The sequence below is a fragment of the Mycolicibacterium sp. Y3 genome (assembly GCF_051188035.1).
Lineage (GTDB): Bacteria > Actinomycetota > Actinomycetes > Mycobacteriales > Mycobacteriaceae > Mycobacterium > Mycobacterium fluoranthenivorans.
In genome coordinates this window covers 581068-605310 of the sequence record NZ_JAVQLT010000001.1, presented here as the reverse complement: position 1 = coordinate 605310, position 24243 = coordinate 581068, and the positions used below count along the sequence as shown (strand labels likewise).

At 65.5% G+C, this 24243-nt stretch carries 28 protein-coding genes and 1 pseudogene; 13 read left to right on the top strand and 16 right to left on the bottom strand.

The annotated features are described in order from the left end of the window. Positions 1-5: 5 nt before the first annotated feature. From fbaA to QN239_RS02930, 7 genes are read right to left on the bottom strand one after another with little or no spacing between them, the layout of a single operon-like run. Positions 6-1028, bottom strand: a complete 1023-nt coding sequence (fbaA, locus tag QN239_RS02960) for a class II fructose-bisphosphate aldolase (protein ID WP_499008110.1) — start codon at positions 1026-1028, stop codon at positions 6-8. A 34-nt stretch (positions 1029-1062) separates the two neighbouring features. Continuing rightward, the gene (locus tag QN239_RS02955; protein WP_499016527.1) at positions 1063-2052 is read right to left on the bottom strand and encodes a LacI family DNA-binding transcriptional regulator; all 990 of its coding nucleotides are present in this window, start codon (positions 2050-2052) and stop codon (positions 1063-1065) included. Positions 2053-2057: 5 nt separating this feature from the next. Beyond that, a complete protein-coding gene (locus QN239_RS02950) occupies positions 2058-2708 on the bottom strand; it encodes a nucleoside/nucleotide kinase family protein (RefSeq protein WP_499008109.1) in 651 nt (216 codons plus the stop codon). Then, positions 2705-3625, bottom strand: a complete 921-nt coding sequence (locus tag QN239_RS02945; RefSeq protein ID WP_499008108.1) for a PfkB family carbohydrate kinase — start codon at positions 3623-3625, stop codon at positions 2705-2707. Before QN239_RS02945 ends, QN239_RS02950 begins: the two co-directional genes overlap by 4 nt. Beyond that, a complete protein-coding gene (locus QN239_RS02940) occupies positions 3603-4397 on the bottom strand; it encodes an ATP-binding cassette domain-containing protein (RefSeq protein ID WP_499016524.1) in 795 nt (264 codons plus the stop codon). The genes QN239_RS02945 and QN239_RS02940 overlap by 23 nt, the downstream gene beginning before the upstream one ends. Before the next feature lie 20 nt (positions 4398-4417). Next, positions 4418-5425, bottom strand: coding sequence for an ABC transporter permease (locus tag QN239_RS02935; protein ID WP_499008107.1), 1008 nt, complete (start codon positions 5423-5425; stop codon positions 4418-4420). A gap of 8 nt (positions 5426-5433) precedes the next feature. Beyond that, positions 5434-6432: a substrate-binding domain-containing protein gene (locus QN239_RS02930; RefSeq protein WP_167154910.1), complete on the bottom strand. Its 999-nt coding sequence runs from the start codon at positions 6430-6432 to the stop codon at positions 5434-5436. A gap of 176 nt (positions 6433-6608) precedes the next feature. Between QN239_RS02930 and QN239_RS02925 the strand changes: the two genes are divergently transcribed. From QN239_RS02925 to QN239_RS02905, 5 genes are all read left to right on the top strand, one after another. Further along, entirely contained in the window at positions 6609-7043 is a 435-nt protein-coding gene (locus QN239_RS02925) for a MarR family winged helix-turn-helix transcriptional regulator (RefSeq protein WP_499008106.1), read from the top strand. Next, positions 7044-8735 (top strand): MFS transporter, encoded by a 1692-nt coding sequence (locus QN239_RS02920; RefSeq protein ID WP_499008105.1) that lies wholly within the window; start codon positions 7044-7046, stop codon positions 8733-8735. It abuts the gene before it with no gap. A 114-nt stretch (positions 8736-8849) separates the two neighbouring features. Next, positions 8850-9437, top strand: coding sequence for a TetR/AcrR family transcriptional regulator (locus QN239_RS02915; RefSeq protein ID WP_499008104.1), 588 nt, complete (start codon positions 8850-8852; stop codon positions 9435-9437). Between the two features lie 117 nt (positions 9438-9554). After that, positions 9555-9962: a DUF732 domain-containing protein gene (locus QN239_RS02910; protein ID WP_499008103.1), complete on the top strand. Its 408-nt coding sequence runs from the start codon at positions 9555-9557 to the stop codon at positions 9960-9962. Positions 9963-10058: 96 nt separating this feature from the next. Then, complete coding sequence (locus tag QN239_RS02905) at positions 10059-10673, top strand: hypothetical protein (RefSeq protein ID WP_499008102.1); 615 nt, start codon at positions 10059-10061, stop codon at positions 10671-10673. 4 nt (positions 10674-10677) lie between these two features. Here QN239_RS02905 and QN239_RS02900 read toward each other — a convergent pair whose 3' ends face one another. Next, a complete protein-coding gene (locus tag QN239_RS02900; RefSeq protein WP_499016521.1) occupies positions 10678-11211 on the bottom strand; it encodes a type 1 glutamine amidotransferase domain-containing protein in 534 nt (177 codons plus the stop codon). Positions 11212-11514: 303 nt separating this feature from the next. Here QN239_RS02900 and QN239_RS02895 point away from each other — a divergent pair, with 303 nt between their 5' ends. Both QN239_RS02895 and QN239_RS02890 read left to right on the top strand, forming a co-directional pair. Then, complete coding sequence (locus QN239_RS02895; RefSeq protein ID WP_499016519.1) at positions 11515-12306, top strand: DUF1906 domain-containing protein; 792 nt, start codon at positions 11515-11517, stop codon at positions 12304-12306. A gap of 116 nt (positions 12307-12422) precedes the next feature. Next, the gene (locus QN239_RS02890; protein ID WP_499008101.1) at positions 12423-13325 is read left to right on the top strand and encodes a serine hydrolase; all 903 of its coding nucleotides are present in this window, start codon (positions 12423-12425) and stop codon (positions 13323-13325) included. Between the two features lie 28 nt (positions 13326-13353). On the opposite strand, the gene QN239_RS02885 is transcribed toward QN239_RS02890, so the two are convergent. Further along, positions 13354-13797, bottom strand: a complete 444-nt coding sequence (locus QN239_RS02885; RefSeq protein WP_499008100.1) for a thiol-disulfide oxidoreductase DCC family protein — start codon at positions 13795-13797, stop codon at positions 13354-13356. A 205-nt stretch (positions 13798-14002) separates the two neighbouring features. Between QN239_RS02885 and QN239_RS02880 the strand changes: the two genes are divergently transcribed. Together QN239_RS02880 and QN239_RS02875 are read left to right on the top strand one after the other, a co-directional pair. Further along, on the top strand, positions 14003-14503 hold the full coding sequence (locus QN239_RS02880; RefSeq protein WP_499008099.1) for an endo-1,4-beta-xylanase: 501 nt from the start codon (positions 14003-14005) through the stop codon (positions 14501-14503). Between the two features lie 335 nt (positions 14504-14838). Next, positions 14839-15627 carry a class I SAM-dependent methyltransferase gene (locus QN239_RS02875; RefSeq protein WP_499008098.1) on the top strand — a complete coding sequence of 263 codons (789 nt, stop codon included), beginning with the start codon at positions 14839-14841 and terminating at the stop codon, positions 15625-15627. Here the strand turns inward: QN239_RS02875 and QN239_RS02870 are convergent. Continuing rightward, a complete protein-coding gene (locus QN239_RS02870; protein WP_499008097.1) occupies positions 15603-15983 on the bottom strand; it encodes a MerR family transcriptional regulator in 381 nt (126 codons plus the stop codon). The two genes, QN239_RS02875 and QN239_RS02870, sit on opposite strands and share 25 nt — an antisense overlap. Positions 15984-16055: 72 nt before the next feature. Between QN239_RS02870 and QN239_RS02865 the strand changes: the two genes are divergently transcribed. Together QN239_RS02865 and QN239_RS02860 are read left to right on the top strand one after the other, a co-directional pair. After that, on the top strand, positions 16056-16847 hold the full coding sequence (locus QN239_RS02865) for an alpha/beta fold hydrolase (protein ID WP_499008096.1): 792 nt from the start codon (positions 16056-16058) through the stop codon (positions 16845-16847). A 119-nt stretch (positions 16848-16966) separates the two neighbouring features. Beyond that, positions 16967-17731, top strand: a complete 765-nt coding sequence (locus tag QN239_RS02860) for a GAP family protein (RefSeq protein WP_499008095.1) — start codon at positions 16967-16969, stop codon at positions 17729-17731. 29 nt (positions 17732-17760) lie between these two features. Here the strand turns inward: QN239_RS02860 and QN239_RS02855 are convergent. From QN239_RS02855 to QN239_RS02835, 5 genes and pseudogenes are all read right to left on the bottom strand, one after another. Continuing rightward, positions 17761-19143, bottom strand: a pseudogene (locus QN239_RS02855) (copper amine oxidase); the annotation flags it as partial. Positions 19144-19389: 246 nt separating this feature from the next. Next, positions 19390-19707 carry a hypothetical protein gene (locus tag QN239_RS02850; RefSeq protein WP_499008094.1) on the bottom strand — a complete coding sequence of 106 codons (318 nt, stop codon included), beginning with the start codon at positions 19705-19707 and terminating at the stop codon, positions 19390-19392. A 115-nt stretch (positions 19708-19822) separates the two neighbouring features. Further along, a complete protein-coding gene (locus tag QN239_RS02845; protein WP_499008093.1) occupies positions 19823-19963 on the bottom strand; it encodes a hypothetical protein in 141 nt (46 codons plus the stop codon). 252 nt (positions 19964-20215) lie between these two features. Then, on the bottom strand, positions 20216-20698 hold the full coding sequence (locus QN239_RS02840) for a hypothetical protein (protein ID WP_499008092.1): 483 nt from the start codon (positions 20696-20698) through the stop codon (positions 20216-20218). Positions 20699-21158: 460 nt separating this feature from the next. Next, positions 21159-21527 carry a hypothetical protein gene (locus QN239_RS02835; RefSeq protein ID WP_499008091.1) on the bottom strand — a complete coding sequence of 123 codons (369 nt, stop codon included), beginning with the start codon at positions 21525-21527 and terminating at the stop codon, positions 21159-21161. Positions 21528-21836: 309 nt separating this feature from the next. Here QN239_RS02835 and QN239_RS02830 point away from each other — a divergent pair, with 309 nt between their 5' ends. Further along, positions 21837-22196: a hypothetical protein gene (locus QN239_RS02830; protein ID WP_499008090.1), complete on the top strand. Its 360-nt coding sequence runs from the start codon at positions 21837-21839 to the stop codon at positions 22194-22196. A 6-nt stretch (positions 22197-22202) separates the two neighbouring features. Then, positions 22203-23204 carry a hypothetical protein gene (locus tag QN239_RS02825; RefSeq protein ID WP_499008089.1) on the top strand — a complete coding sequence of 334 codons (1002 nt, stop codon included), beginning with the start codon at positions 22203-22205 and terminating at the stop codon, positions 23202-23204. Positions 23205-23460: 256 nt separating this feature from the next. On the opposite strand, the gene QN239_RS02820 is transcribed toward QN239_RS02825, so the two are convergent. Continuing rightward, entirely contained in the window at positions 23461-24162 is a 702-nt protein-coding gene (locus QN239_RS02820) for a hypothetical protein (RefSeq protein ID WP_499008088.1), read from the bottom strand. Positions 24163-24243: the final 81 nt, after the last annotated feature.

Here is a 24243-nt window from a genome sequence, read left to right as displayed (position 1 = left end):
ACGGGCTAGCGCACGGACCGGCCGGCCGAACCCAAGGTCTGCGCGGCCTCGACGACCCGCGCGGCCATCGCGTTCTCGGCCGGTTTGCCCCATGATCGCGGGTCGTAGGCCTTCTTGTTGCCGTAGCCGCCGTCGACCTTGAGCACCTGGTCGTAGCTGCCCATCATGTGCCCGGCGATCGACCGGGTGAACGCGTACTGGGTGTCGGTGTCGATGTTCATCTTGACCACACCACTGGCGACCGCGGACGCGATGTCCTCCGCACTCGATCCCGATCCGCCGTGGAAGACGAGGTCGAATGGCTTGGGTCGCCCGACTTCCCCGCCGATGACGGTCTGGATCTCATGCAGAAGTTCCGGGCGCAGCTGGACCGAATCCGGGTGGTAGACACCGTGCACGTTGCCGAACGTCAACGCGGTCAGGTACCTACCGCGCTCCCCCGCGCCCAACGCCTCGATGGTCGCGCGCGCATCGTCGACGGTGGAGTACAGCTGCTCGTTGATCTCACGGGATATGCCGTCCTCCTCACCGCCGATCACGCCGACCTCGATCTCCAGCAACGTGTTCGCCGCTACCGACGCCTCCAGTAATTCCGCTGCGATGCGCAGGTTTTCGTCCAGGGGCACCGCCGATCCGTCCCACATGTGCGACTGATAGAGCGGGTCGAGGCCACGGCTGCGACGCTCGAGCGAGTCGGCGAGCAACGGCCGGACCCAGTCGTCGAGATTCTCGGCGGGGCAGTGATCGGTGTGCAGGGCCACCGTGACCGGGTAGTGCGAGGCGACCTCGTGCGCGTAGAGCGCGAGGGCCCTGGACCCGGCGAAGCGGCTCTGAACCACGTTGCCGGACAAGTAGAGTGCCGTGCCGAGCGACACCTGGATGATGCCGTCGCTCTCGGCCTCCGCGAAGCCCTGCAACGCAGCGTTGAGCGTCTGGGAGCTGGTCACGTTGATCGCCGGATAGGCGAACCCGCCCGCCTTGGCCCGATCGAGCATCGCCACGTACTGGTCAGGGGTGGCTATCGGCATGGTGGGGGTCCTATCAAGAGGGCGGGGTTGGGCATTACGTGCATCCGCATGAATTGCGATGGTGAAACGTCGTCGGCACGCGTATCCGTTGCGGCGCGGCATCGTGCCCTCGAATCCGGCGCAGCAGCAGTTCCACCGCGGTGGCACCGATCGTCTCGACATCCTGCGCCGCCGCCGTGAGCTTGGGCTCGAAGAGATCTGACCATTCGAAGTCGTCGTAGCAGACCAGTGCCACGTCGGACGGAATGGACAAGCCGAGGCTGCGCACCGCTTTGAGCGTGCCGATGGTCATGGCGTTGTTCAGGGACACCAGCGCGGTGGGCCGGTCCGCCCGCGACATCAGCTCGCAGACCTCGCGTTCCGCCACGTCCGTGCTGGACTGGCCGTCCACCACCAGATCCGCGTGGACCGTAATACCGCGGTCTGCGAGGGCCGCGGTGTAGCCGTCGAACCGCTCGGTGGTGGAGGAGATCCCGGCAAGGCCGCGCACGACCCCGATCCGGCGGTGTCCGAGGTCGAGCAGGTGCTCGGTCAGCGACTGCGCCGAGGAGAAGTTCTCCGGACCGACCTGATCGCAGGCGATGTCGACCCAGCGATCGATCAGGACCAGTGGGGTTCCCGTGCGGGTGACCTGCGGGAGGGTGACCCGCTCCGAGCCGGCCGCCGGCGCCACGATCATCCCGTCGACCTGCCGGTCCAGCAGCGAGTCGGTGACACGTCGCTCCGAGTCGACGTCGTCGTGGGAATCTCCGACGATCAGGACGTACCCGGCATCGGACAGCGCACGTTCCACCGCGTGCACCAGGCTCCCGAAGTACGGGTTGGTCAACGCGGAGATCGACAGTCCGACCGTGTGCGTGCGTCCTGCCGCCAGTGCTCGCGCCACCACGTTGCGGCGGTAGCCGGTCTGCTCGATGGCGGCCTCGACGCGCAGCCGCGTCGCCGTGTCGACCTTGCGGGTGCCGTTGAGCACGTGCGAGACAGTCGAGGCAGAGACGCCGGCGATACGGGCCACATCGCCCATCGTGGTCACCGGATACGCACGATTCGGTCGGCGCGACCTGAGGTCGACTCGATCAGTTGGGCGTTGCGTTCATCGGACCCGAACGCCCAGAACGCCGCGTCCTCCGGGGACTTGCCGTGCGCTTCGTGTCGCCGGACCAGCCGCGCGTGGCGAACGTCGGTGTCGGGAGCCAGGAACCAGACCGCGTCGAGGCAGGCTCGCGCCGCGGGCCACGCGTCGCATTCCAGCAGGAGGTAGTTGCCCTCGGTGACAACCAGGGGCACCGTGGGCGGGACCGGAATGGACGAGCCGATCGACTCTTCGAGTTCGCGCCGGAACCGGGGCGCGTACACGATCGCGTCGTCGGCGCGCTGCGCCCGAAGGGCGGCGATCAACCGGGCATACCCGTCGTCGTCGAACGTGTCGTGCGCACCCTTGCGGTCCCGACGGCCCAGGTCGATCAGGACTTCGTTGGCCAGATGAAAGCCGTCCATGGGGACCAGCACGGCGGTGTCCGGGCCCAGCGCGGTGACGAGTCGTTCGGCGACGGTGGACTTCCCGGCTCCGGGGGCGCCGGTCAGGCCGAGAATGCGGCGCTCGCCCGGAACGACGAGGGCTGTGGCCCACTCGACGAGATCCTCCAACGTGGCGTCCTGTACGTCTCGCTCGATGGTCACCGTTCTCGCTTTCGAGTCTGCTGGGTGGGGAGTTCGTTCAGCCATGCCCGTGGCCCGATGACCGAGCACCGGAGTGCGGCGACCCGAGCCGAGCGATCGATGCGCTCGGCCACGCCGCGCTCGCTCTGGGTCGAGAAGTACGAATATGCACCATGGAAGACATCGCCGGCACCGAGTGTGTCGACCACCACCACCGGTTCCACCGGCACGGACCCGCACTCGCCGGCGGACCACCACTGCACGGGGTCGCCGCCGTGCGTGGTGACGACGGTGCGAACACCAGTGCGCACCAACGCCGCTGCGGAGGACGCGGTGTCGCCGGCGCCCGGCATCCGGAAGTCGTCGGAGCACACCATGTCCGTCGCGTAGCCGGCCAGCTCACCCATGACCGGTTTCCATCGGCCCGCGTCCACGACGAGCGTGACACCTCGGACCGCCGCGAATTCCGCGGCAGCGATGGCCATCAGCGGGTGGTGGCCATCGACGAGCACCACCTCGGCTTCCGCCACGAGATCACCGAGGCCTGCCGGTGGTGACGCGTCGGAGGTGACCGCGTCGAGTGAGACCACCGATCGGTCACCCGTCGATTCGACGACCGCCACCGACGACACGGGCACCGCCCGAGTAGTACCGGTCACCGCGTCGACGACGCGCACGCCGTACGCGGCGAGATCGGCTCGGATCAAATCGGCGACGGGATCATCGCCGAGCGCGGTCACGAGGATCGCGCGACCGCCCAGCGCCGCGAAGGTGACGGCGGCGTTCGCGGCTGGTCCACCCGCAGCGACGAACTGCGCGGTGGAGGTGATCTTCTGGTTGACCGCAGGGGCTGCTCCGATCCGGTGGATCACATCGAGGGTCGCCAGTCCGACGAAGACCCCGACCGGCGCCCCCTCAGAGTCCGGCGCGTTCCTCATCGGTGGGCTCCTCTGCACCGGTCATGAGCGCGACCACCTCGGACATCGAGCGCTTCTTCGGATCGACGACACCGGCACGTTGCCCCAGTCGGTGGATGTGGATCCGGTCGGACACCTCGAACACGTGCGGCATGTCATGACTGATGAGCACCACGGGGATACCGCGGTCGCGGATCGACTTGATCAGGTCGATGACCTGTCCGGACTCCCGGACCCCGAGCGCGGCGGTCGGCTCGTCCATGATGATCACCCCGCGACCGAAGGCGGCCGCGCGCGCCACCGCGACGCCCTGACGCTGACCCCCGGACAACGTCTCGACGGCCTGGTTCACGGACTTTATGCCGATCTTCAGATCCGCCAGGTGCTGGGATGCCTCCTGACGCATTCTCGGCATGTCCAGGCGACGGAACAGGCTGCCCGCGATGCCCTTTCGCCGGACCTCGCGTCCGAGGTACAGATTCGACGCGATGTCCAGCGCCGGCACCACCGCGAGATCCTGGTACACCGTCTCGATTCCGGCCGCTCTGGCGTCTCGGGTGCTCTTGAACGACACCGGTGCTCCGTTCATCAGGATCTCGCCCGAATCCGGTATCACCGCGCCTGCCAAGGCCTTGATCAGACTGGACTTCCCGGCGCCGTTGTCACCGATGACCGCGAGCACCTCACCCGCGCGCAGCTCGAAGTCGGCGCCGTTGATGGCGGTGACGTTGCCGTACTTCTTGACGAGACGGCGGGCTTCGAGCACGGGTACGCCGCTCTTGGTGGTCGTCATCCCGGTGGTCTTCCCGGTCGTCACTGCGATCTCCTGCGCGCGAATTGATCCACTGCAACCGCGACGATCACGAGGATTCCGGTCGCGATGTTCTGATACAGATTGTCGACGCCGGCCTGGGTGAGACCGTTGCGGAGCACGCCGACGATCAACGTGCCCACCAGTGTTCCGCCGACCCCGCCACGCCCACCGAACAGGCTGGTCCCACCGATGACCACCGCGGTGATCGTCTCGAGGTTGGCGTTCTGGTACGCGTTCGGGTCGGCGTTCGGGATGCGTCCCAGGGCCGCCCACGCGGCGATGGCGGCGATCACGCCCGTGGTGAGGTACACCGAGAACAGCACCCGCCCGGACTTGATTCCGGACAAGTTAGACGCCTGCGGGTTACCGCCGACGGCGTATATGTGTTTGCCCCAGGCGGTTTGGGACAGCGCGTACCCCATGGCGAGGTAGACCAGGAGCATCGCCAGCACGCCGTAGGTGGTGGAGAACGACCCGATCCGGAAGGACGTGCCGAGGAACGTCAACGGTCCCTGCGGCACGCGGTAGGTCTGCGAACCCGCGAGCAGCCGGGTGCCCGCCAGGATCGCCGTGAACGTTCCCAGCGTGACGATGAACGGCGGCAGGCGGAGCACCGTGACGAGCCCGCCGTTGAGCGCACCGAACACCATGCACACCAACAGCGTCGACCCCAGCGCCACGACCGGTCCTGCCGCACCGGCGCTTTGGGCCATCACGATTGTGCCGAAGACGGCGACCGCGCCGATCGACAGATCGATACCGGAGGTCAGGATGATCAGCGTCTGGCCCACGGCCAGAATGCCGACCACCACGGACTGTTGCAGGATCAGCGAGACGTTCTGCGGGTTGAGGAACGAATCCGAGACCGCACTGAAGATGATGATCGCGATGACCAGCGCCACCAGCGGACCGAGCAATGGTTCACGCAGGATGCTTGCCGCGTTGAACCGGCTCGATACCGAGGGCTTGGCCGCAGCTGGTGCTGTCGCAGGTGCGCCGGTGGTCATGTCTCGGCTCAGCCCCAGCAGTTCTTCTCGCCCCAGGCGGTGTCCTTCGACTCGAGTCCGGGAACCGGTTTGTCGGTGACGAGCTGCGAGCCCGTGTCGTTGAAACCGCTCGGCTTGGTGCCGTCCTTGGCGAACTTGACCACGGCGTCGACGCCCTGCTCGGCCATCTTGGCCGGGAATTGCAGCACCGTGGCGCCGATCTTCCCCGACTTCACGTCCGCGATACCCGTGCAACTGCCGTCGATCGACCCGATGGTGATCTGGCCTGCGCGGTTGGCGGACTGGATCGCCTGGTACGCACCGGCGGCGGCGGGCTCGTTGATGGTGTAGAGCGCGTTGGCGCCTGGGGCGCGTTGCAGGATGTTCTCCATCGCGGTCTGCGCCTTGGTCTGGTCGCCGTTGGTGCTCTCCCGGCCGACGATCTCCGGTGAGTCGTTGGTGATACCGAAGCCCTCGAGGAAGCCGTCGTGCCGGAAGGTGTCGACGGTGCCACCCGGGGTGCCATCCAGCATCACGACCTGGGGAGGTGTGTTGCCGAGCGCGGCCTTGACCCACTTGCCCTGGCTGACGCCCGCGGCCTTGTTGTCGGTGGCGAAGGTGGCGTCGACGGCGTCCTCGGGATCGGTGGCGGTGTCGAGTGCGATGACCACCACGCCGGCGTCGCGCGCCTTCTTGATCGCGTCGAGCACCCCGGTGGAGGAGTTCGGGGTGATCAGGATGCCCTTCACGCCCTGGCCGACCATGTTCTCGATCGCCGCGACCTGGCCCTCGTTGTCACCGTCGAACGCGCCCGCGAGGGCGATCAGCTGGGCGCCGTCCTTGTCGGCCTGCGCCTTCGCGGCCTCTCGCAGCTTCACGAAGTACGGGTTCGAGTCGGTCTTGGTGATGAGGCCGACCTTGACGCTGCCCGAACTCGATCCGCCACAACCGGTGAGACCGAGTACCAGCGAACCGGCCGTCAGCACCGCTCCTACGGCGAGCGTGCCCTTGTTGCGCTTGTCGAACATGCGGACCCCCTTGTCCTCGATGTGACGCCGATCACGCGACGTTCTTCGGCAGCCTAGGGGTAGGCAAGCGCTTGCGCATGCGCTTTCGCGAATTGGTTCCGACCGATGTGGAGCCCGCATGAGTTGCCCGCCCTCACGGGTTGATCAATCCAGACTGATAAGTCTAGCCTGATGATATGGGTGAGAGCCGGGAAACCGAGCAGGTGGCACGGTCACTGTTCCTGTGCATGGGCCTACTGCGCCGGCGCCTTCGGCAGCGACCGGTCGCCGACGTTCTGACGTTCCCTCAGATGGCCGCTTTGAGTCGGTTGGACCGGTGCGGACCCGCCACCTCGGCGGATCTGGCGCGACAGGAGCAGATCAGTCCACAGTCGATGGGCACCACGATCGGAGAGCTCGAAGCCAGAGGGTTCATCACCCGTCAGCCCGACCCTACCGATGGAAGGCGAATTCTCTTGTCCATCAGCGCCTCCGGCAGTCGAGAGGTCAATCGTCGGCGCGACGCCCGCGTCGACCAGCTCGCGGCCGGGTTGGCCGGCTTCACGGCCCACGAACTGGCCCAGTTGGCCGCCGCCGCGCCGCTGATCGAGCGACTCGCGCAGCGCCTCTAGATGACTGTCGAAGAGCAATCCACCGAGGCCCCGGACAACTACCGCTGGGTCGCGCTGACCAACACCACCGCGGCGGTATTCATGTCCGCCCTGGACGGATCGATCGTCATCATCTCACTGCCGGCGATCTTCCGCGGCATCCACCTGGACCCGCTGGCGCCGGCCAACATCACGTATCTGCTGTGGATGATCATGGGCTACCGCCTGGTCCAATCGGTACTCGTCGTGACCCTGGGCAGGATCGGCGACATGTACGGCCGGGTGCGTGTGTACAACCTGGGTTTCACCGTCTTCACCGTCGCCTCGATCCTGTTGTCGTTCGACCCCTTTGACGGGTCGTCCGCCGCGGAGTGGCTGATCGGCTGGCGCTTGCTGCAAGCCGTGGGCGGATCCATGCTGACGGCCAATTCGGCCGCCATCCTCACCGATGCGTTCCCCTCCGACCGGCGCGGCTTCGCACTCGGCTTCAACCAGGTGGCCGCACTGGCCGGCCAGTTCATCGGACTCATCGCGGGCGGACTGCTGGCGGCCTGGGATTGGCGGGCCGTGTTCTGGGTCAACGTGCCGGTCGGAGTTTTCGGCACCATCTGGGCCTATCGCCGGCTCCGCGACAACGGTGAACGGCACCGCGGGCGGATCGACTGGTGGGGGAACATCACCTTCGCCGTCGGATTGTCTGCAGTTCTGATCGCCATCACCTCCGGAATCCAGCCGCACGGCGGGCATCCCACCGGGTGGCACAGCCCGTTCGTCCTGGGCACGCTGACCGCCGGAATACTGCTGCTGATCGCGTTCGTCATCATCGAATCCCGTGTCGCCGAGCCGATGATCAGGTTGAGCCTGTTCAGAATTCGGGCCTTCAGCACAGGCAACATCGCCACGCTTGCGTCGGCGCTGGCGCAAGGTGGCCTGCAGTTCATGCTCATCATCTGGCTGCAGGGCATCTGGCTGCCACTGCACGGTTACGACTACGCCGACACACCCCTGTGGGCGGGCATCTTCCTGCTGCCGCTGACGGCAGGCTTCTTGATCGCCGGTCCCGCCTCGGGTGCGCTGTCGGATCGGTTGGGCGCCCGCGGTATCGCGTCTTCGGGCATGGTGCTGTTCGGGCTGAGCTTCGTCGGTCTGCTGTTGTTGCCGATCGACTTTCCGTACTGGATGTTCGCCGCACTCATCGCGCTCAACGGTGTCGGCAGCGGGATGTTCGCCGCACCGAACACCTCGGCCATCATGGGCAGCGTGCCGGCCGCCGAGCGCGGCGTCGTGTCCGGCATGCGTGCGACATTCCTGAACAGCGGCACCGCGCTGTCTATCGGGGTGTTCTTCTCCCTGATGGTCGTCGGCCTGTCCGGCAGCCTGCCCGGTGCCTTGGCAACCGGGTTGCAGGACCGTGGGATTCCCGGCGACGTGGCGCACCAAGTGGCTGGGCTGCCACCGGTGTCGACACTGTTCGCCGCGGTGCTGGGCGTCAATCCGCTCGAGCACCTGCTGACGCCGAGCGGCGTTCTCACCGCGCTGCCGACTGCCGATCGTGATGTCATCACCGGCCGCGAATTCTTCCCGCAACTCATCAGCGCGCCATTCCACCAGGGGCTCACCGTGGTCTTCGGGGTCTCGATCGGTCTGGCGCTCGTGGCTGCCACCGCCTCACTGGCCCGGGGACGGATTCGGCAGCCCACCAGACCTCGTTGATTGGCTCGATCGACGTCGTTTCTGTGCACAGACTGACAATTTTGGCAAAGAGTTGATGCACCGCATGAAGAACCGTGCCAAGATCGCCACTGGGGGCATCTGGTGCAAAGACCAATGGGACGGCCGATCGGAGTTCGCGGATCAGAGACGCGAGAGCGAATAATCGCGGCTGCCCGCGAAGTCTTCGGTGAAGTCGGATACGAAGGCGCGACGACAGGCGAGATCGCACGCCGAGCGAGCGTCACGCGCCCGGCGCTGCGTTGCTACTTCCCGTCCAAGCGGGCCGTCTACGACGGAGTGCTGGACGGGGCGAGTGCTGATATCGCAGTGGCGGTCGCGACCGCCGCACGCGAAACGACACTGCTCGAGCAGCTCACCGCGTTCATGGCGCTGATCGTCGTCGACCGGCGCCGCGCCACGTTCTTCGCCACCGTGGTCCTGGACTCCTACCGCCACCCCGACTTGAAGAATCGCCACTGCGCACCGCGCGAAGATGCCCTGGCATTCCTGACAGCGGCAGTGGGCGACGCTGTCGCGCGGGGTGAACTGACCGACGACACCGACACGGCTGCAGTGGTGGAAATGCTCTACGCGGTGATGGTCGGCGCCAGCCTGCACGGCGGGTTCGCCGATGCGGAGATCGAGCACACCGCCGCGGTCGAGAGGTTGCGCAGGCTGTTGTCCGGGGGATTCGGCGGCTGACTGCGAATCACTTTTCATGCCAATCAGATTCATCTTCCTTGCGTCGTAGAGTCCGACACCTTCGCTTGCCGGACAGGAAATGACCGCAACGAGGCAGACCGGCTACGCTGCCGTCTCATGGGCACGCGCCAGGTAGTCATCGCCATCGCAGCTGCCACCGGCGCGCTGGTGGTGGTCGGCGGCGCGACGCTCGCTGCGCTCCACCTGCAGGCCGACGAGACCCCCGGTTCACCCCATCCGAGCCAGCCGGCGACCACGGCCTCGCCGTCTCCGTCCAGTGGACTCGCCCCCGGTGCCCTCGCCGAATATGACCAGCAGCTGGTGACCAGTTTGCGCTCCCACGGGCTCAGCATCGCGAACCCGTCCATGACGGCGCGCGATGCACATCTCATCTGTGCACGGCTGCAGCACGGGCAATCCGTGGCGGAGGTGAAGCGGGACTATACGCAGGTGTCACAAGGTGATTCGGCAGTCGCGGACCTGTTCGTCTCGACGGTGATGGAGATCTATCCCAGTTGTCCGTGACCACGGGCGCTCTTGCGCTGTTTGAAAGCCGGCCGAATCGGCTATTCGATCGCGGTCGAGCCGATTTCAGACGCTCCCGGACCGAGGGGACCCCTCATGCCAGACGTTGCGATCCGGCAAGCCACCTTCGACGATCGATTGGGCGAGCTGCGGTTCACGCTGGAACAGGTCTGCGGACTCCTGGAAGCGTCGCTACTGGCGGTGGGCGATCTAAGTGATTCGGACACGTTGTTGGTGATCGATGAGGTCCGCCGCGACAACGATCAGGTCCAGACCGGCTGCGCCGAAGCCAAACGCGAGGCTCTCGCCTTGGCGCGGCAAGTCCCCTCCGCTTCGCGCATTCCGCCGCTCCTCACCGTGTACCGCGACGCCCGAGTGCTGGCCAAGATGGGTTGGCTCGTGGTCGAACTCGCCGAAGCGGGTGCCCCGATGGCGGAACAGTGCCGCGACGTTCTGCGCGCGGTGCAGTCGAAGATGCTCGCGGCCACGACCGACCTGTACGTCGTGATGACTGAAGGCGATCACCGTCGAGCCAACGATGTCGGCGCGATGTCCACACTCGGTATGTCCACACTCGGCGGATCTCAGCTCCACACCGGGGGCCGCTCGTCGGCCGGCCGGAAGACTGCCCGGCGACTGGTGCGCACGGGCGAGCGCTGGACCAGCCATGCGATGTCGATCTCCCGCAGAGCCGCGACGGTCGCCGCGTAGGCGGTCACTTCTGGGCCAGGGCCTCCACGATGGCGGCGCAGAACGCCGGGAGGTCGTCGGGCGAACGACTGGAGATCAGGTTTCCATCGACCACGACCTCGCGGTCGACGACCGAAGCACCCGCGTTCTGAAGATCGATGCGAAGACTCGGGTAGGAAGTCAACGTCCGGCCCTTGGCCACACCCGCGTCGATCAACGTCCACGGGGCATGACAGATCACGGCGACCGGCTTACCCGATTCGACGAAGTCGTGCACGAAGGTCACCGCCTTGGCATCACTGCGCAGTTTGTCGGCATTGACTGTGCCACCGGGAATCACCAACGCATCGAATTCGGCGGGCGTCGCTTCCGCCACCACACGCTCCACCGGCGTCTCCCCTGCCGGCTCCAAGTCATGGTCGCGCATACCGACCGAACCATCTTGCAGTGAAAGGAGTTCGGTACTTGCTCCGGCGGCGCGCAACGCCTCCCGGGGTTCTTCCAGCTCGCGACGCTCGACGCCGTCGGTGGCCAGTATCGCGACTTTCTTGCCCTCCAACTCCGCGATGCTCTCCTCCAGCGCCTGTTCGGCCTGCCCGGCGAAATCAGCCAACTCCGCGATCGACTCGTCGCCTTCTTCAGCGCGCATGGTGACTCCCCCTAGGTTGCGTTCGAATGAGACCGTTGGCTACCCCTGCCTTTCGGTTCCGAAACGCATCAGCTGCTGCGCGCGTCCACGCGGGTATGCGGCGATGAGGGGCGATGAGGACAGCGCGGCCGAAAGAGTCCACGTCGCCCCGCGAGGCAACATGCTTAACAGCAGTCCCATTGTTAACATCGCTCGGTGTCCGACTCGTCGTGGATGACCAACGAGCCGCGCGTCAGCCCGGTCTCCCGCCGTGACGCGCTGCGCTACGCCGCCGCCGTGACGGCCGTGACCGGACTGGGTGCGGCAGCGGCACGTGCCGGCGCGCCCACGGCGTCGGCAGCCGCGCCCACTCTGATCGACTTTGCCATGCGCCAGATTCCGGCTCGCGACATCCTGGCAGCGGGGCACGCCGGCGTGATCAACTACGTCTCGACGTCACGCCCGGGCTCGTCGATGGGTGCCAAGCCGATCACCCTGCCCTACGCGCAGTCGCTGACCGCCGCTGGGCTGGCGATCGTCAGCAACTACCAATACGGCAAGCCGGGCGGGACCGCACCGTCGGACTTCACCCGGGGCTACGCCGGCGGCGTCGCCGACGCCCGCACCGCATGGCAGCTCCACACCGCCGCCGGTGGCGGCCAGAGTGCACCCATCTTCTTCAGTGTGGACGACGATATCGACCGCGACACCTGGAACAATGTGGCACTGCAATGGTTTCGGGGAATCAACTCGGTACTCGGCGTGCAGCGCACCGGCATCTACGGCGGTATAAGGCCGTGCCAGTGGGCCACCACCGACGGCGTCATCGGACGGTCACGTTCGCCCGGCCGCGTCTGGGCGTGGCAAACCCGGTCATGGTCGGGTGGTCAGATCTACCCCGCCGCCGTGCTCTACCAGCGCGTGGTGAGCACCGCATCGAATCCAGGCCCGGTGGTCGGCGGGCTCGAAGTCGATGTCAGCGATGCCCTGGCCCAGGATGTGGGCCAATGGAACCTGCATCCGTGAAGGCTGCGTAGACAGAAGCCTTCGCTCACCCCTCTGCCGCGGGGCCGGCCGATTAAGCTGGGGTTAACGGTGGGCGCAGCGTTGACCCCTGATTCAGGATCTGTTGGAGGAGATTTATGCGCTGGCGGCTGCCGAAATGGGCGATGACGAGCATGGCGACCGTCGGGGTGGCACTGCTCGTGAGCGGTTGCGAGGCGCAGGCGGAGGGTGCGCCTGCGACCGTGGGGGACACGCCACTGGCGACGTTCGCTCCCCAAGCCCCGCCCGCCGAGCCGGCGGCGCCACTGGCCGGACTCGACGCCCGAGTCCGTCAAGCCACTGCTGACGCGGCAAAGTCTGGGGCCGATATCGAGGCAGTCGTGCTCGACCGCACCACCGGCCAGACCGTCTCCAACGGGGCCAACAGGCCCTTCCCGATCGCGTCCGTGGTGAAGCTGTTCATCGCCGACGACCTGCTGTTGCAAGAATCCCTAGGCAAAACGACACTATCGGCGTCCGACCGCCAGTTGCTCGACGTCATGCTGCGCTCGTCCGACGACAGCGCCGCCCAGACCTTCTGGGACCGTAGCGGTCAGAACGCCGTCATCGCGCGCATCAAGGCCCGGTACGGGTTGCCGGGCACGACAGCGCCGTACAACGGGCACTGGGACGTCACGCAAAGCACCGCAAACGATCTCGTCCACTACTACGCCATGCTGTTGGACGGCACCGGCGGGCTGCCACCCGAACAGGCCGGCGTCATCATCGGCGACCTCGCGCAATCCACACCGACGGGAAGTGACGGGTACCCGCAGCGGTTCGGCATCCCCGAGGGGCTCTATGCCGAACCGGTCGCGGTAAAACAGGGCTGGTTCTGCTGCTGGAACGGCGCCAACCAGTTGCACGTGTCCACCGGCGCAATCGGACCCGACCGCCGCTACGTGATGGCGATCAGCTCCCTGGATCCCGATGACGCCGCCGCCGCCCGCGAGACCATCACGCAGGCCGTCAAGACGATGTTTCCGGGCGGGAAGATCTGAGACACAGCCGGATTCAGAGCCGGCTCATTCATCCGTAGGCGGCGTCGAGGAAACGGCCTCGCACCTCAGGTGACGGGATCGGACACGTGTCGTAGCGGCCACCTACGAGGTAACGTCGCGCGGCGAAAAGCTCATAGAGCCTGTCGCGTACCCGCGACGGAATCACGCGTCCAGCCAGCGCCAGTCGCCACCAGCCGCCGAGATACGCAGCGACCCGCAGCAGCGCGGCCGAACGGATCTCCACCGCCTCGGTGGGCCGGCCGACGTTGCGGACGTACACCACCGAATCGATGCCCACCAGTTCCGGATGGCGCGCCGTCACCCCGCGGGCGAAGTCACTGTCCAGGGCTGCGAACCGTAGGGTGCCGCGGCGATCGAATCGTAGGATGGTGCGCACCGCGCTGTTGCAGACGCCGCACACACCGTCGTACAGCAGGACCGGTGCGTCGAGCGATGGCTGCGCTGCGTTCACCCGGACCTCCCCTCCAGAGAAGCCATGCCGTCTCGTCGATCATCGCAAACCTTGACTCTGTCAACTGCGGACTGTTCCCAGTATCACGTCAGCGCCAGGCCGGGGATGTGTGCGCGGATCGCTTCGAGGTCGGCCTCGTCGGACACGCCTTGGAAGTCGTTTCGCGGAGTGAACGGCGCCTGCAGTGCACGGGACCTCATCGGGGGTGAGCTCGAGGTCGTACGAACCCGTCATCGGCGCGATCCGACGCCTCCTCGACGCCGCCGACACCACCGTCGACGTCGATGTCGACGGCACCACCGAGTCACTGCCCCTGATCGACGGGATCGGGTTTCAGGCACACATGCTGGGTGGCGAAGGCCAACAGCCCTCGGTCCCCGACATGGCCGCGAATCTGCAGCGCTTCGCCGACCTCGGGCTCAAGATCCGCTTCACCGAACTCGACGTCCGTATCCCCGTCGTCAACGGGACCGCCACCGCGGCCGACCTCCATCGGCAGCGGGACGTCTTCAGAACGATGACCACACTGTGCCTTGATCAGCCACAGTGCACGGGCATCACGCTCTGGGGATTCACCGACAAACGCTCCTGGATCACCGACTACCCCGATACCTTCTCCGGCTACGGCGCCGCCACCCCACTGACCACGGACTATCAGAGGAAGCCGGCCCGCGACGGAATAGCCCAAGCGCTGCAGGAGAGTTGACTGAGCCGCAGCCCTAGGGGGTGTCGTGTTTATGATCCTCACGCTTGAACTCCTGCGGGGCCGACCGGTCTTCCCACATCGCGGGCCTGGGCCGGATGACCGGTGTGGTCCACCATTTGCGCAGCTTCTTGAGCAAGTTCCACCCCTTCGCAAGCCCCAGACCGAGAAGGTCGCGTTTGCTCGCGTGGCCGGCCCCCAAGGGCCAATACGGTCATATTGTCGCACAGGCCGATCGTCCTGAACAGGCACCGCCCGCCAGAATCGAGGGCTCGCTCGACGACAGGGGCGCCTTAGGCTGGGTATCTCATCGCTGTACAACGGGAAGGAGTTTCGAGTTGCCGAGCTCTGACGAGTACGACTCGACCGCCATCGCCCGGGTGAATGCGCGAGCCTGGAATATCGAAGTTGCCAACCATCATTGGGCGACCGTGCCCCTGACCGACGACGAGTTCCGCGACGCGGCGCGCAACGGGTTTCCGGTGTCGTTGACAGGATCTCGGCCGGTGCCCGCCGGGTGGTTCGGTGACCTCGCGGGCCGACGGGTGCTGTGCATCGCCTGCGGGGGTGGACAGCAGGCGGTGCTGCTCGCCGCGCGCGGAGCTGTCGTCACCTCATTGGAGAACTCCACCCACCAACTGCAACGCGACCTCGACACCTGCGTCAGGTTCGGCCTGTCGGTGACCGCCGTCATCGGTTCCATGGATGACATGCATATGTTGCCGGCGTCGGCCTTCGACATGGTGGTGCTCGGCATGGGGTCGCAGTTCGTGGCTGACATTCGCCCGGTGTTCGCGCATGTGCGCCGCGTCCTCACCAGTGAGGGCGCCTTCATCGGGGCCTTCATCAACCCGGTCTGCTATGTGTTCGATTGGGCGGCTCAGATGGCCGGCAGGCTCCAGGTAAGGCACCGGGTGCCGTACTCGGATCTGGCATCGCTGACCGAGGAAGAACGGCTCACCCTCTTCGGACCCGACGCACCACTGGAATTCGGGCACAGCCTCGAACAGATCATCGGCGGTCTGTCAGCGGAAGGCCTGCGCATCAACGGCTACCTTGAAGAATTCAACGCGCGCGAACAGGTGGGTAAGTACTTTCCGAGCTATTTCGCGTTGCGCGCCGACTGAATGGCCGATGACGCTAGGCCTTGGCCCGAAAGCAATGCGGTGACCTTGCTTCGTTTGGCGTCCAGGTCGCGCAGCCGGCCGTCGATATCGCGCAACGCCTCACGGATCACCGCAGCCACCTGCGGGCACATGTCCAGGTCGTCACCGCTCATGCACGGCAGCACTTTTCGGATGGTGTCGGCGCTGAACCCCGCATCGATCAGGGCCCGGATCTGCTTGACCGATTCGACAGCCGATTCGGGGTAGTCGCGGTATCCGTTCGAGTGACGGTCGGACTGCAGCAGCTCCTGTTCCTCGTAGTAGCGCAGCGACCGGGGCGATACGTCGCAGCGTCGTGCCAGCTCGCCGATCCGCATGGTGCCTGCCTATGTGATGGTGGTCGCACGAAGTTGACCTTGACGTCGATGTGAAGGTTTAGCGTCCACTCTATGACGCATCCACACCTCGTCGCCGACCCCGACATCATCGCGACTGGAACCGGCGAGCCGCTCGTACTCGCCCACGGTGCGGGAGGCAGCGTCGGCGCCAACTTCGGGCAGGTGATCGAGGCCTTGTCGGCCACCCGCACGCTCGTCGGCCTGAACTATCCCGGCTCAGGCGCAACACCCGAGGCCCCAAATACATTGGACGTGAACGTTCTCGCCGATTCTTTGGTGCGGGCGGCTGTGGACGCCGGGTTCGAGAAGTTCCCCATCCTCGGCTTGTCACTGGGGACGGCTGTTGCGGTGACGGCCGCGGTCCGTCACCCGGGTCGGGTGACGGGACTGCTGCTCACCGTGGGATTCGCCCAGCCCGACCAACAGCTCCGGCTCGTCGTCGACACGTGGGCCGCGCTGGCGGCACGCGATGATCGCCGGGCGCTGGCCGGCTATCTGGTGAGTCTGTCATCCCCCGCGGCGCTCGGCGAGTTCGACCGGCAAGCCGCCGATACGGCCATCGCGGCGACGCTAGAGAACTACCCTGCCGGCGGCGCGGACCAGGCGCGGTTGGCGGCCTCGGTCGACACCGTAGCCGCGTGCCGCCAAATCGCCATACCCACAGTGGTTTTCATCAGCGGCCAGGACCGTATCGTGCTGCCGCAGACGACACGTCAGTTGGCCGAGGCGATACCGGGCGCGACGCTGATCGAGTACGCCGAGGCCGGGCACATCTTCACGCCTGCCGAGGCATCGGTCTGGATCGACGACATTCGCGAGTTCCTGCGCGATCACGAGTTGTGAGCGCCTGCCGCAGGTAACCCACGGCCCGCGCGTGAGCGTCGACATTCCCGCACGGACGGGCGTACCCTCCCACCGTGCACGTCGACATGATCACCACCACCGTGGCGCTGGGCTGAGCCGTGAGCACACACCTCGCTGTCCTGGCCACACTCGCGCTGGCCATCCTGTTCAGCCCCGAGACGCTGGTGTTGGGATTGATCGTCGCCAGCGACAAGAAGGTGCCCAGGCAGGCGTCATTCGCCTTCGCGGTCGGCGCCATCGCCGGTATCGCGTTCGCCACCGGCATCGGCATGGTGATCGCCCACCTGACCGGCGCCGGGGGTGCGTCAGCCGCGCACCACAATTCGTGGCCGGGTTTCCTGGTCCGTGTCGTGATCGCCCTCGCCCTGCTGGTGATCGGCATCCACCGGGCGATCGGCGCGGTGCGGCACAAGCCGATCGCCGACGTGTCCGAGCCGGACCACCAGCCCAGCCGGCTGCGGACCCGCATCACCGAGCACTTCCCGGCGCTCGCGCGCCGGCTGAATCCGCAAGCCGATCTACCGGTGCGCCAACGGATCACGCGGGCCGCATTGGCGGGGTTCGCCGTCTGCGGGCTGCACCCGAAGGTGTTCCCGATCGCGATCGCGGCCGGCCATCAACTGCTGGAGATCAGCGACCGCTCCGAACGAACCCTGGGCATCGTGGTGTTCGCGGTCATCGCCGTTGTGCCCGCCCTGGCGCCGGCGGTGATCGAGCTGGTCAGCCCCGGCGCCCCCGGGCGCATCAAGGACGGCTACGAGCAGCTCATGAAGGTGCACGGGCGCTGGATCATCGCGGTCCTGCTGCTGGCCGCCGCGGCGTTCGTGGGCCACAACGCGTTCGAGCACCTGCCGAGGGGCTGATCGGACGCCCCCCGGGGGTAGATCCCGACCTAGTGCGGCGTGCAGTGCCCTTTTGACGGCGGCACGTCCAATGTCGGATTACGGTCGAAGAACCCGGACGGCTTCAAGGTGAAACCGGTGTAATCGACGGGCATTATCGGCCAGTCCTCCAGGCGGGGCGTGTGGGTCAGACCGAAGGTGTGCCGGACGACGATATCCCACACTCTGCCCGTCGACCGGTCGGCGACACGTTGCGCCTCGCTCTCGGTTCGCAGCGGGGTCTCCGAGATAGTCCAGGCATTACCGCGCGGATTGCCCTCCCCGATCGGCAGGCGCACGGTGTTCTTCTCTACGACCGAGTTGGCGTGGCCGTCGACTTGCATGTGCAGCCGTGCGCAGAACAGGTGCTGGTGGAAGGGTGCTCCCAGGCCGGGTGCGATCTGGCTGGCGTACGGATTCTCCGTTCGGCCGGGGCCGGGATAGACCGAAGTGAAGACAACACCGGTGGCCTTGGTCTCGAGTTCGATCGTGCCATCGAGGTAGAGGTACCAGTAGAAGCCGTAGTCGTAGTTGCCCAACGTCGCAAAGAACGAAATAACCAGTCGGCGTTGCCTTCTCACGTTGGAAGAGCCGGCCCAGTCATCGCGGTGCTTCCAGAGGATGCCGTAGTCCTCTTCGTGAATGCAGATCGCATTCGTGATGGTGCGCGGATTGTCAAATTGGTCGGCGACCACGGCGTCGACGTAGGTGATCTCACCCAGGCAATCGCAGCCCAGCTGGAGGCTGTTGGCCATCTGTCCTATCAGGTATTCGCCGGTGTCGAAATAGTTCTGCCAGTCCCGGATCGGCGAAGGATCCGCATACGGCACCGCCATCTCGGCCACCGATCCACGAAAGATGATCGGTCGCAACGTATTCCCATCGAGGAAGCCGAGCTGGTGCAACACGACGCCCTCACGCGCGTCGAACGTCACATGGACCTGCCACTTCTCCCAGGTGAGCAGATTGCCCTCCATCGTGAAGCTCGGACCGTCCGGTTGCCCGACTTAGATGGGCTTCTGACTGGTCCGGTGCGGTCCGGTGACATCTGGATCATCGAAGTTTCCCGACGCCTCGGGAATGGGGACCGGGCCCATATCGATGATGTCGACGACGGACCCCGCCGTGACGTCGACGAACGCGACGAGCCCGTCGATGGGATGCGCCCAGGCGTGGTCGGCCGGGTGATCCTGTCGGAACGCCAGCCCGCGCAGGATGCGTCGTCCCGACTCGTTCGGGTAGTCGAAGACGCCGGCCGACAGTGGTGCCACCCTGACCTGGCCGACGTCGAGCCCGCGGGCGGCCAGTGATGCCAGCCAGCGGGAGTCGGCGGCCAGGATCTGCTCCACGACCTCGAACTCCTGCTCCAGAACCGGGAGCTGACCGTCGACGACACCCAAGATGTGAACCACGCAGCGGACTCTCGGTGAAGACGTCGGTGACGAGTACGGCATGCGGTGGCGTCAACCGACACAGAGTCCAGCAGGTAGAACATCTCATCGTCGTCACGACTGTCGGCCTTCAACGCCAGAAATTCGACGAACCCCGCCAGGTCCTCATCGCCTGCCGAAGTCCACATCACGGCATCAGCCCGCCAATTCAGGCAACAATCGGACTCGGAGTCATTGAACGAATGCTGGTCAGATCATTGCGGCCTCATGAAGAGTCGCGACGAGGTCGAGGATGTGCAGGAGCCCAAGCATCAGCAGCACCGCGCCCGCGACGATGAATCCCGTGCCTCCCGACCGTGGTGGCGTTGAGCGATGTTCATCGGACGGAGCTGGTTCGTCTGGACGCAGCAGGCGATTGTCGTCTTCACGGTCCCAGCGAGCGCGGTCGAGGCGGCGGCGAACACCGACAACGATCAGTGCCACCCCGCCGGCGGTGAACAGGGCTGCGCGGACAGCAGCGCTGATCCACGGATCGCCGCCACCTTGGGCGAGCACGTACTCAACCATCACGTTCCCCTAATTAGCCTGTTGCGTTGCATGTCGGGCCCTTTCGATGGGCTCTCAGCGACGCGCGGCAAGAACTGCCGGGCCTTGATCGCGGAATTCGGCCCACCCACCAGCGTCATAGCGCGTCGGGTTCCCAATCGTCGTCGTCTTCAAGCGGTGGCCGCGGCGTGAGCATCACCGATACAGCCCAGATCACGCCGGCGATCAGCGCTACGACGATCGCCCAGAACAACAGCTGTCCTGCCATGTAGGCCATCAACAGTGCCTCTCAGCACCGCTCGGCGCGGTCCCTCGTCGGGACGGTTCATATCGAACAGGGGTTGGCGGAAACTGTCTTGGATGCATGAGGTTCTCCGGTCGGTGCAGTTTGAGTTGGATAGGACGCAGTCGATGAACGGCCGCCACGGCGGCTGAGGGCGCGCAGTCGTAGCGCTTGCGCGGTCTCCGTCGCACTTTCTTCTCGTTCACGGTATCGCTGCGTCCTTGAGGGCTCATCCACAGTGGTCGGCTACGCCACTTGAATGTTGTTGAACAGAGCGTCCGAGTCTGCTTGGTAGGTCTTGTTATTGGGATCGACAGTTTGACTGAATACGCCGGCTACGACAGTCCCGCCAGAGGAGTTCGGAACCAGCACCATCAACGCGGTCACCAGCAGCGGTGCTGGCGTGGTCGACAGCGCTTGCGTGTAGCTGATGTGTCGGGCCTGGAAACCGCAGACGGTCGCCGGTGTCACCGTAAACTCCTTCGTACCAGCACCTTTAAGGCCTTGCACGTACGCGTCGAAGTCGCCTTGGGGATCAGAGACGCTCACAATGACCGATGTGTGGGCGCCGGGAACGCTCAGCGCGTCATTGACGTAAACAGCTTGTATGCCCGAACCGATGTTTGCCTCACCTTTCGTCCAGCCTGGCATCACTGGAAGGCGCATCGCCGGGCGTGGTTCGGCACCCGGCAGCTTCACCGTCAGCCAATGATCCGGTGTGACAGTCACCGGTGAGCATGTCCCGCTCTGATGAGGTGATGCCACTGCTGTGGATGGTTCAGATGATCTCGGGGATGCGCTGCTGTGTGCGGTGTCAGATTTCGATGAGCACCCCGCGGCGATCACTACGATCGACCCGATCGCCGCGACAGCCCTCAACGCGCTGCGGTCGACTACGTTCCAAAACGCCACTGCTACCCCCATTTGCGCAACCACTCTCATGTCCGCATCTCCTAGCGGACTGGTGTTCTCTCACATGTAGTCGGCAGATTGACCCGCAACCGAACGCCGTCCCAGCCGTGATCTAACACACAGTTGAAGAAAGCGATATTCGGCCACCGTCGCGTGAAGCCTGAACCGATCGCGCGGATTCACTGCTTCCGAGGCGGCCGGGGCCATCCTCGGATTACGATCTCCACACCTCTTCTGCGCAACCCCCAGACTTCCGGCGTCGTTCAGGCGGGCGCCGTCACCGGCTCAGTCGCCCACACTCCAACCACCGAAGCCGCGAGCTTTCGAACCAGGCGAGGATGCTCTCCCCCAAGGTCTGTAGCCGGTCAACGTGCACTTCATGCAGTGATCCCTCGCCCAGGCCCATTCGTTCGCTTTCGATGCTGCCAAGCAGCGCGGCGATCTCGTTTGCTGAGGCCCCGTTGCTCAGCGCGATGACAAGCTGAGGTGCATAGGAGTCATATTCATCTGCTGCATAGGGGAATTCGCCCGCAATGCCGATGGGGTCCCACCTCCAGAGCAGGATCTGGCGCAGCTCGTACGCTCCGGTCTCTTCCCACCACTTCGCGGACTCTGCACTATCGAGCCGCTCGGCATCACCTGGCATACGTTGAGGCTCCTACTTGGCATTTCAGGTTTCATGTTCCAGCTGAGTAGATGAAGAAGCGGCCCTGCCCAAGGACGAGTATGCCGGGAGCAACGGCGATCTCGTAAGCACCTTCGTAATGTGCCGCAGATCACCGTTCGGTTTCTGCTGGCTGCGACGACTACTCGATGACGTGTGTAACCGGTTGCCACGGCTTTAGGTCGCGAGGGTGAGGATTGAAGAACTGATGTGCATTTGTGGACGGTCGGTGTCTGCGCGATGCATGCGCGACCCTAGGGTTCGCGGTAGTAGTGGATCGCTGTGATCGCGATGGCGAATCGATCGTTGTGCGATACCGAGATCACACCGGATGAGCGCATCGTGGTCGTCGGCGATGCCGGCGCCCACACAATGCCCGGTATCTACGTGTACCAGGGCATCACGCCCGAAGTGGACAGTCCTGCGCACTTACCCTGGATCCGCACGATCAGCGACCACGAATGTGTCGTCGGGCGATGCGTGCGGGTTCGCGTGTTCGCCGGGTCAGACACCGACGGGCTGGGCGCTCTGGCGGGTCCCAGCGATATCACGGTGCTCATCCCCGACGAGCCGTCGTTCAGCCACGCCGTACCGCTTGCGCCGACGCCGCCATGGTGGTCGCCGCAACGATCCTGGTCACGAGAGGCCTAAATGCGCATGGGAGAGAACGCAATCGACAGCTTTTGGGGTTGGTGGCGTGCGAACGGTGCGGCGGCGGTCAATGCCGCGATTGAGGCCGGCACTCCTGAGGCGGCGGTGCCTCTGCTCAGTCCGCGCGTTGCATCTATCGACGAGGGGTTGTCGTGGGAGCTTGGTCCCGGCCAGCGATCGGCTCATCAACTGATTGTCACCGCAGCCGACCCTGCTGAGCGCGCAGTGGCGCGCCGCTGGCTCAACGCTGCCCCGCCGGCCGATACGGTGTGGTCCTACAGCGATTACCGTCAACGCCGCACGCTAGGGATGTTCACCATCACGGTCGGCTCGTCGCGGATTCACTACTGCGATGTGATCGTCGGGGTGCAGCGTATGCATGCCCATCTCGACGTGCAGGTCTACCATCCGTCATTCGCCGACGCGCCGCAACGCCAACGGCTTGAGGTCGCGTTTATCGTGCTCGATCACGCACTCGGTGAACTCGACGTGGAGAAGTGGATCGGTGGGGTCGATGTGGTCACGCACCGTCCGGTCGACGGCTACCCGCTGGCCGAGCTGGTCGGCGTGGTCGACGCATTGGCCGCGGAGAACACCCTCCACGATGGCTCACCGGCATGGGCGGCAATGCAATGGGACGGCGAGGACGGGCCGGTCGTGGCCAACGCCCAAGTACCTCTGTGCGCCGCGGCGGCACCGAACCTGGACACCCACTGCCTACTTCAGGTCCCCTACAGCGTCGTTGATGAGAAGGGAATCCCGACCGACCACACCTGGGATGCCCTAGCCGATTTGCACGAAGTGCTCGATTCGACGCTGGCGACATCGGGGCGTGTCGTGGCCAGGGAGACGGTTGCCGGTATGACCACCGTGCACGTCTACCTCGATTCATCGGCCGTGGACGCCGATGTGTTGACCGCGGTGGCGTCGGGATGGACGCAGGGCGCGGTGAGCACGACGTGCGAGCATGACCCGGGGTGGGATGCCGTGGACCACCTGCGCACGTGATTGCACGGCACCGATGGGCATCGCGAGATCGACAGTGGCGGCAAGACGCAAGCTCTTGCCCGGCGACTTCGGCGACATGCTCACCGCGGGTGAGCTTCCCGCGCTGTATGCGGTATTCGACACGTGCCGGTTCGATGCGCGTACCCGCAAGAGTCAGTGCTCAGGCCGCGGCCCGGGTAGCCGTTGCCGCGAGCAAGTAGAGCGACCGCCCCGTCGACCCACGTGTAAAAGTCAGCGCGCAACAGGGATGACCTCATCACGTGAGCAAGGAGACGCTCTGCTGTGCCGTGGGATAGCCCGATTGCGCGATGTCCGAGGCGAGGTCCTCCAGCGTTGTGTGCGCGTTGAGCCGCCGCACGACCTCGGGAGTCAACGGGCGCAGGTCGAAGACGTGCGCGACCGCCTCTGCGTCGGCCACCACTTCGAAGTAGGTCGAGGCGAAGTCCCGATATGCCTGTTGTGGATCCGGGTCGATCAGCATACCAAGCATCGCGTGAGAACCATCCGGATCTTCACGATCATCTAGTGCTGTGTAGTCGACTGCTCCAGTGCGCCAACGTGAGTCGTGGTTCTCGCGCCAGATGCAGAAAGTCGCGTTGAGTACGTCGTCGAAGCTGAACGCGGGTTCGTCCAGGAATTCTGCGAAGGCCTTGGGCACGTCGCCGACCAGGCCGGGCCACAGCTGAGCGGGGCGGCCCCGTCCAGGGGCCATCTCGGATTCGTGGTCGACGCCCTTGATGAAAGCTCCTCCCGAGGCGAACACGATGAAGCAGTCGTCGCCGCTGCCGTTACGGATCTCAGTGGCCGCCTGTCCGTCGCCCCAGTTCGCGGTGTAGCTGTAGAAACGGTTGTCCCACACATCGGGCGACAAGATTGCGTCCAACATCGCCACCGCGCGGCAGCGCGTCCGCAAGGTTTCGATATCGGGCAGTGCGGCGGCGACGTCCCGGGCGGTCATATCCCCATCAAATCACGCGCCTGGACGCTGCTCTGTGCCTTGCCGTCGCCCCCTCAGATGACCAGGCCCCCTCGTGTAGCC

What these genes read in the sequence shown, in the direction of transcription:
- fbaA (WP_499008110.1), bottom strand. Translation starts at nt 1,028, where the DNA reads ATGCCGATAGCCACCCCTGACCAGTACGTGGCGATGCTCGATCGGGCC.
- QN239_RS02955 (WP_499016527.1), bottom strand. Translation starts at nt 2,052, where the DNA reads ATGGGCGATGTGGCCCGTATCGCCGGCGTCTCTGCCTCGACTGTCTCG.
- QN239_RS02945 (WP_499008108.1), bottom strand. Translation starts at nt 3,625, where the DNA reads ATGAGGAACGCGCCGGACTCTGAGGGGGCGCCGGTCGGGGTCTTCGTC.
- QN239_RS02940 (WP_499016524.1), bottom strand. Translation starts at nt 4,397, where the DNA reads ATGACGACCACCAAGAGCGGCGTACCCGTGCTCGAAGCCCGCCGTCTC.
- QN239_RS02935 (WP_499008107.1), bottom strand. Translation starts at nt 5,425, where the DNA reads ATGACCACCGGCGCACCTGCGACAGCACCAGCTGCGGCCAAGCCCTCG.
- QN239_RS02930 (WP_167154910.1), bottom strand. Translation starts at nt 6,432, where the DNA reads ATGTTCGACAAGCGCAACAAGGGCACGCTCGCCGTAGGAGCGGTGCTG.
- QN239_RS02925 (WP_499008106.1), top strand. Translation starts at nt 6,609, where the DNA reads ATGGGTGAGAGCCGGGAAACCGAGCAGGTGGCACGGTCACTGTTCCTG.
- QN239_RS02920 (WP_499008105.1), top strand. Translation starts at nt 7,044, where the DNA reads ATGACTGTCGAAGAGCAATCCACCGAGGCCCCGGACAACTACCGCTGG.
- QN239_RS02915 (WP_499008104.1), top strand. Translation starts at nt 8,850, where the DNA reads ATGGGACGGCCGATCGGAGTTCGCGGATCAGAGACGCGAGAGCGAATA.
- QN239_RS02910 (WP_499008103.1), top strand. Translation starts at nt 9,555, where the DNA reads ATGGGCACGCGCCAGGTAGTCATCGCCATCGCAGCTGCCACCGGCGCG.
- QN239_RS02905 (WP_499008102.1), top strand. Translation starts at nt 10,059, where the DNA reads ATGCCAGACGTTGCGATCCGGCAAGCCACCTTCGACGATCGATTGGGC.
- QN239_RS02895 (WP_499016519.1), top strand. Translation starts at nt 11,515, where the DNA reads ATGACCAACGAGCCGCGCGTCAGCCCGGTCTCCCGCCGTGACGCGCTG.
- QN239_RS02890 (WP_499008101.1), top strand. Translation starts at nt 12,423, where the DNA reads ATGCGCTGGCGGCTGCCGAAATGGGCGATGACGAGCATGGCGACCGTC.
- QN239_RS02870 (WP_499008097.1), bottom strand. Translation starts at nt 15,983, where the DNA reads ATGCGGATCGGCGAGCTGGCACGACGCTGCGACGTATCGCCCCGGTCG.
- QN239_RS02865 (WP_499008096.1), top strand. Translation starts at nt 16,056, where the DNA reads ATGACGCATCCACACCTCGTCGCCGACCCCGACATCATCGCGACTGGA.
- QN239_RS02850 (WP_499008094.1), bottom strand. Translation starts at nt 19,707, where the DNA reads ATGGTTGAGTACGTGCTCGCCCAAGGTGGCGGCGATCCGTGGATCAGC.
- QN239_RS02845 (WP_499008093.1), bottom strand. Translation starts at nt 19,963, where the DNA reads ATGGCCTACATGGCAGGACAGCTGTTGTTCTGGGCGATCGTCGTAGCG.
- QN239_RS02835 (WP_499008091.1), bottom strand. Translation starts at nt 21,527, where the DNA reads ATGCCAGGTGATGCCGAGCGGCTCGATAGTGCAGAGTCCGCGAAGTGG.
- QN239_RS02830 (WP_499008090.1), top strand. Translation starts at nt 21,837, where the DNA reads ATGGCGAATCGATCGTTGTGCGATACCGAGATCACACCGGATGAGCGC.
- QN239_RS02825 (WP_499008089.1), top strand. Translation starts at nt 22,203, where the DNA reads ATGGGAGAGAACGCAATCGACAGCTTTTGGGGTTGGTGGCGTGCGAAC.
- QN239_RS02820 (WP_499008088.1), bottom strand. Translation starts at nt 24,162, where the DNA reads ATGACCGCCCGGGACGTCGCCGCCGCACTGCCCGATATCGAAACCTTG.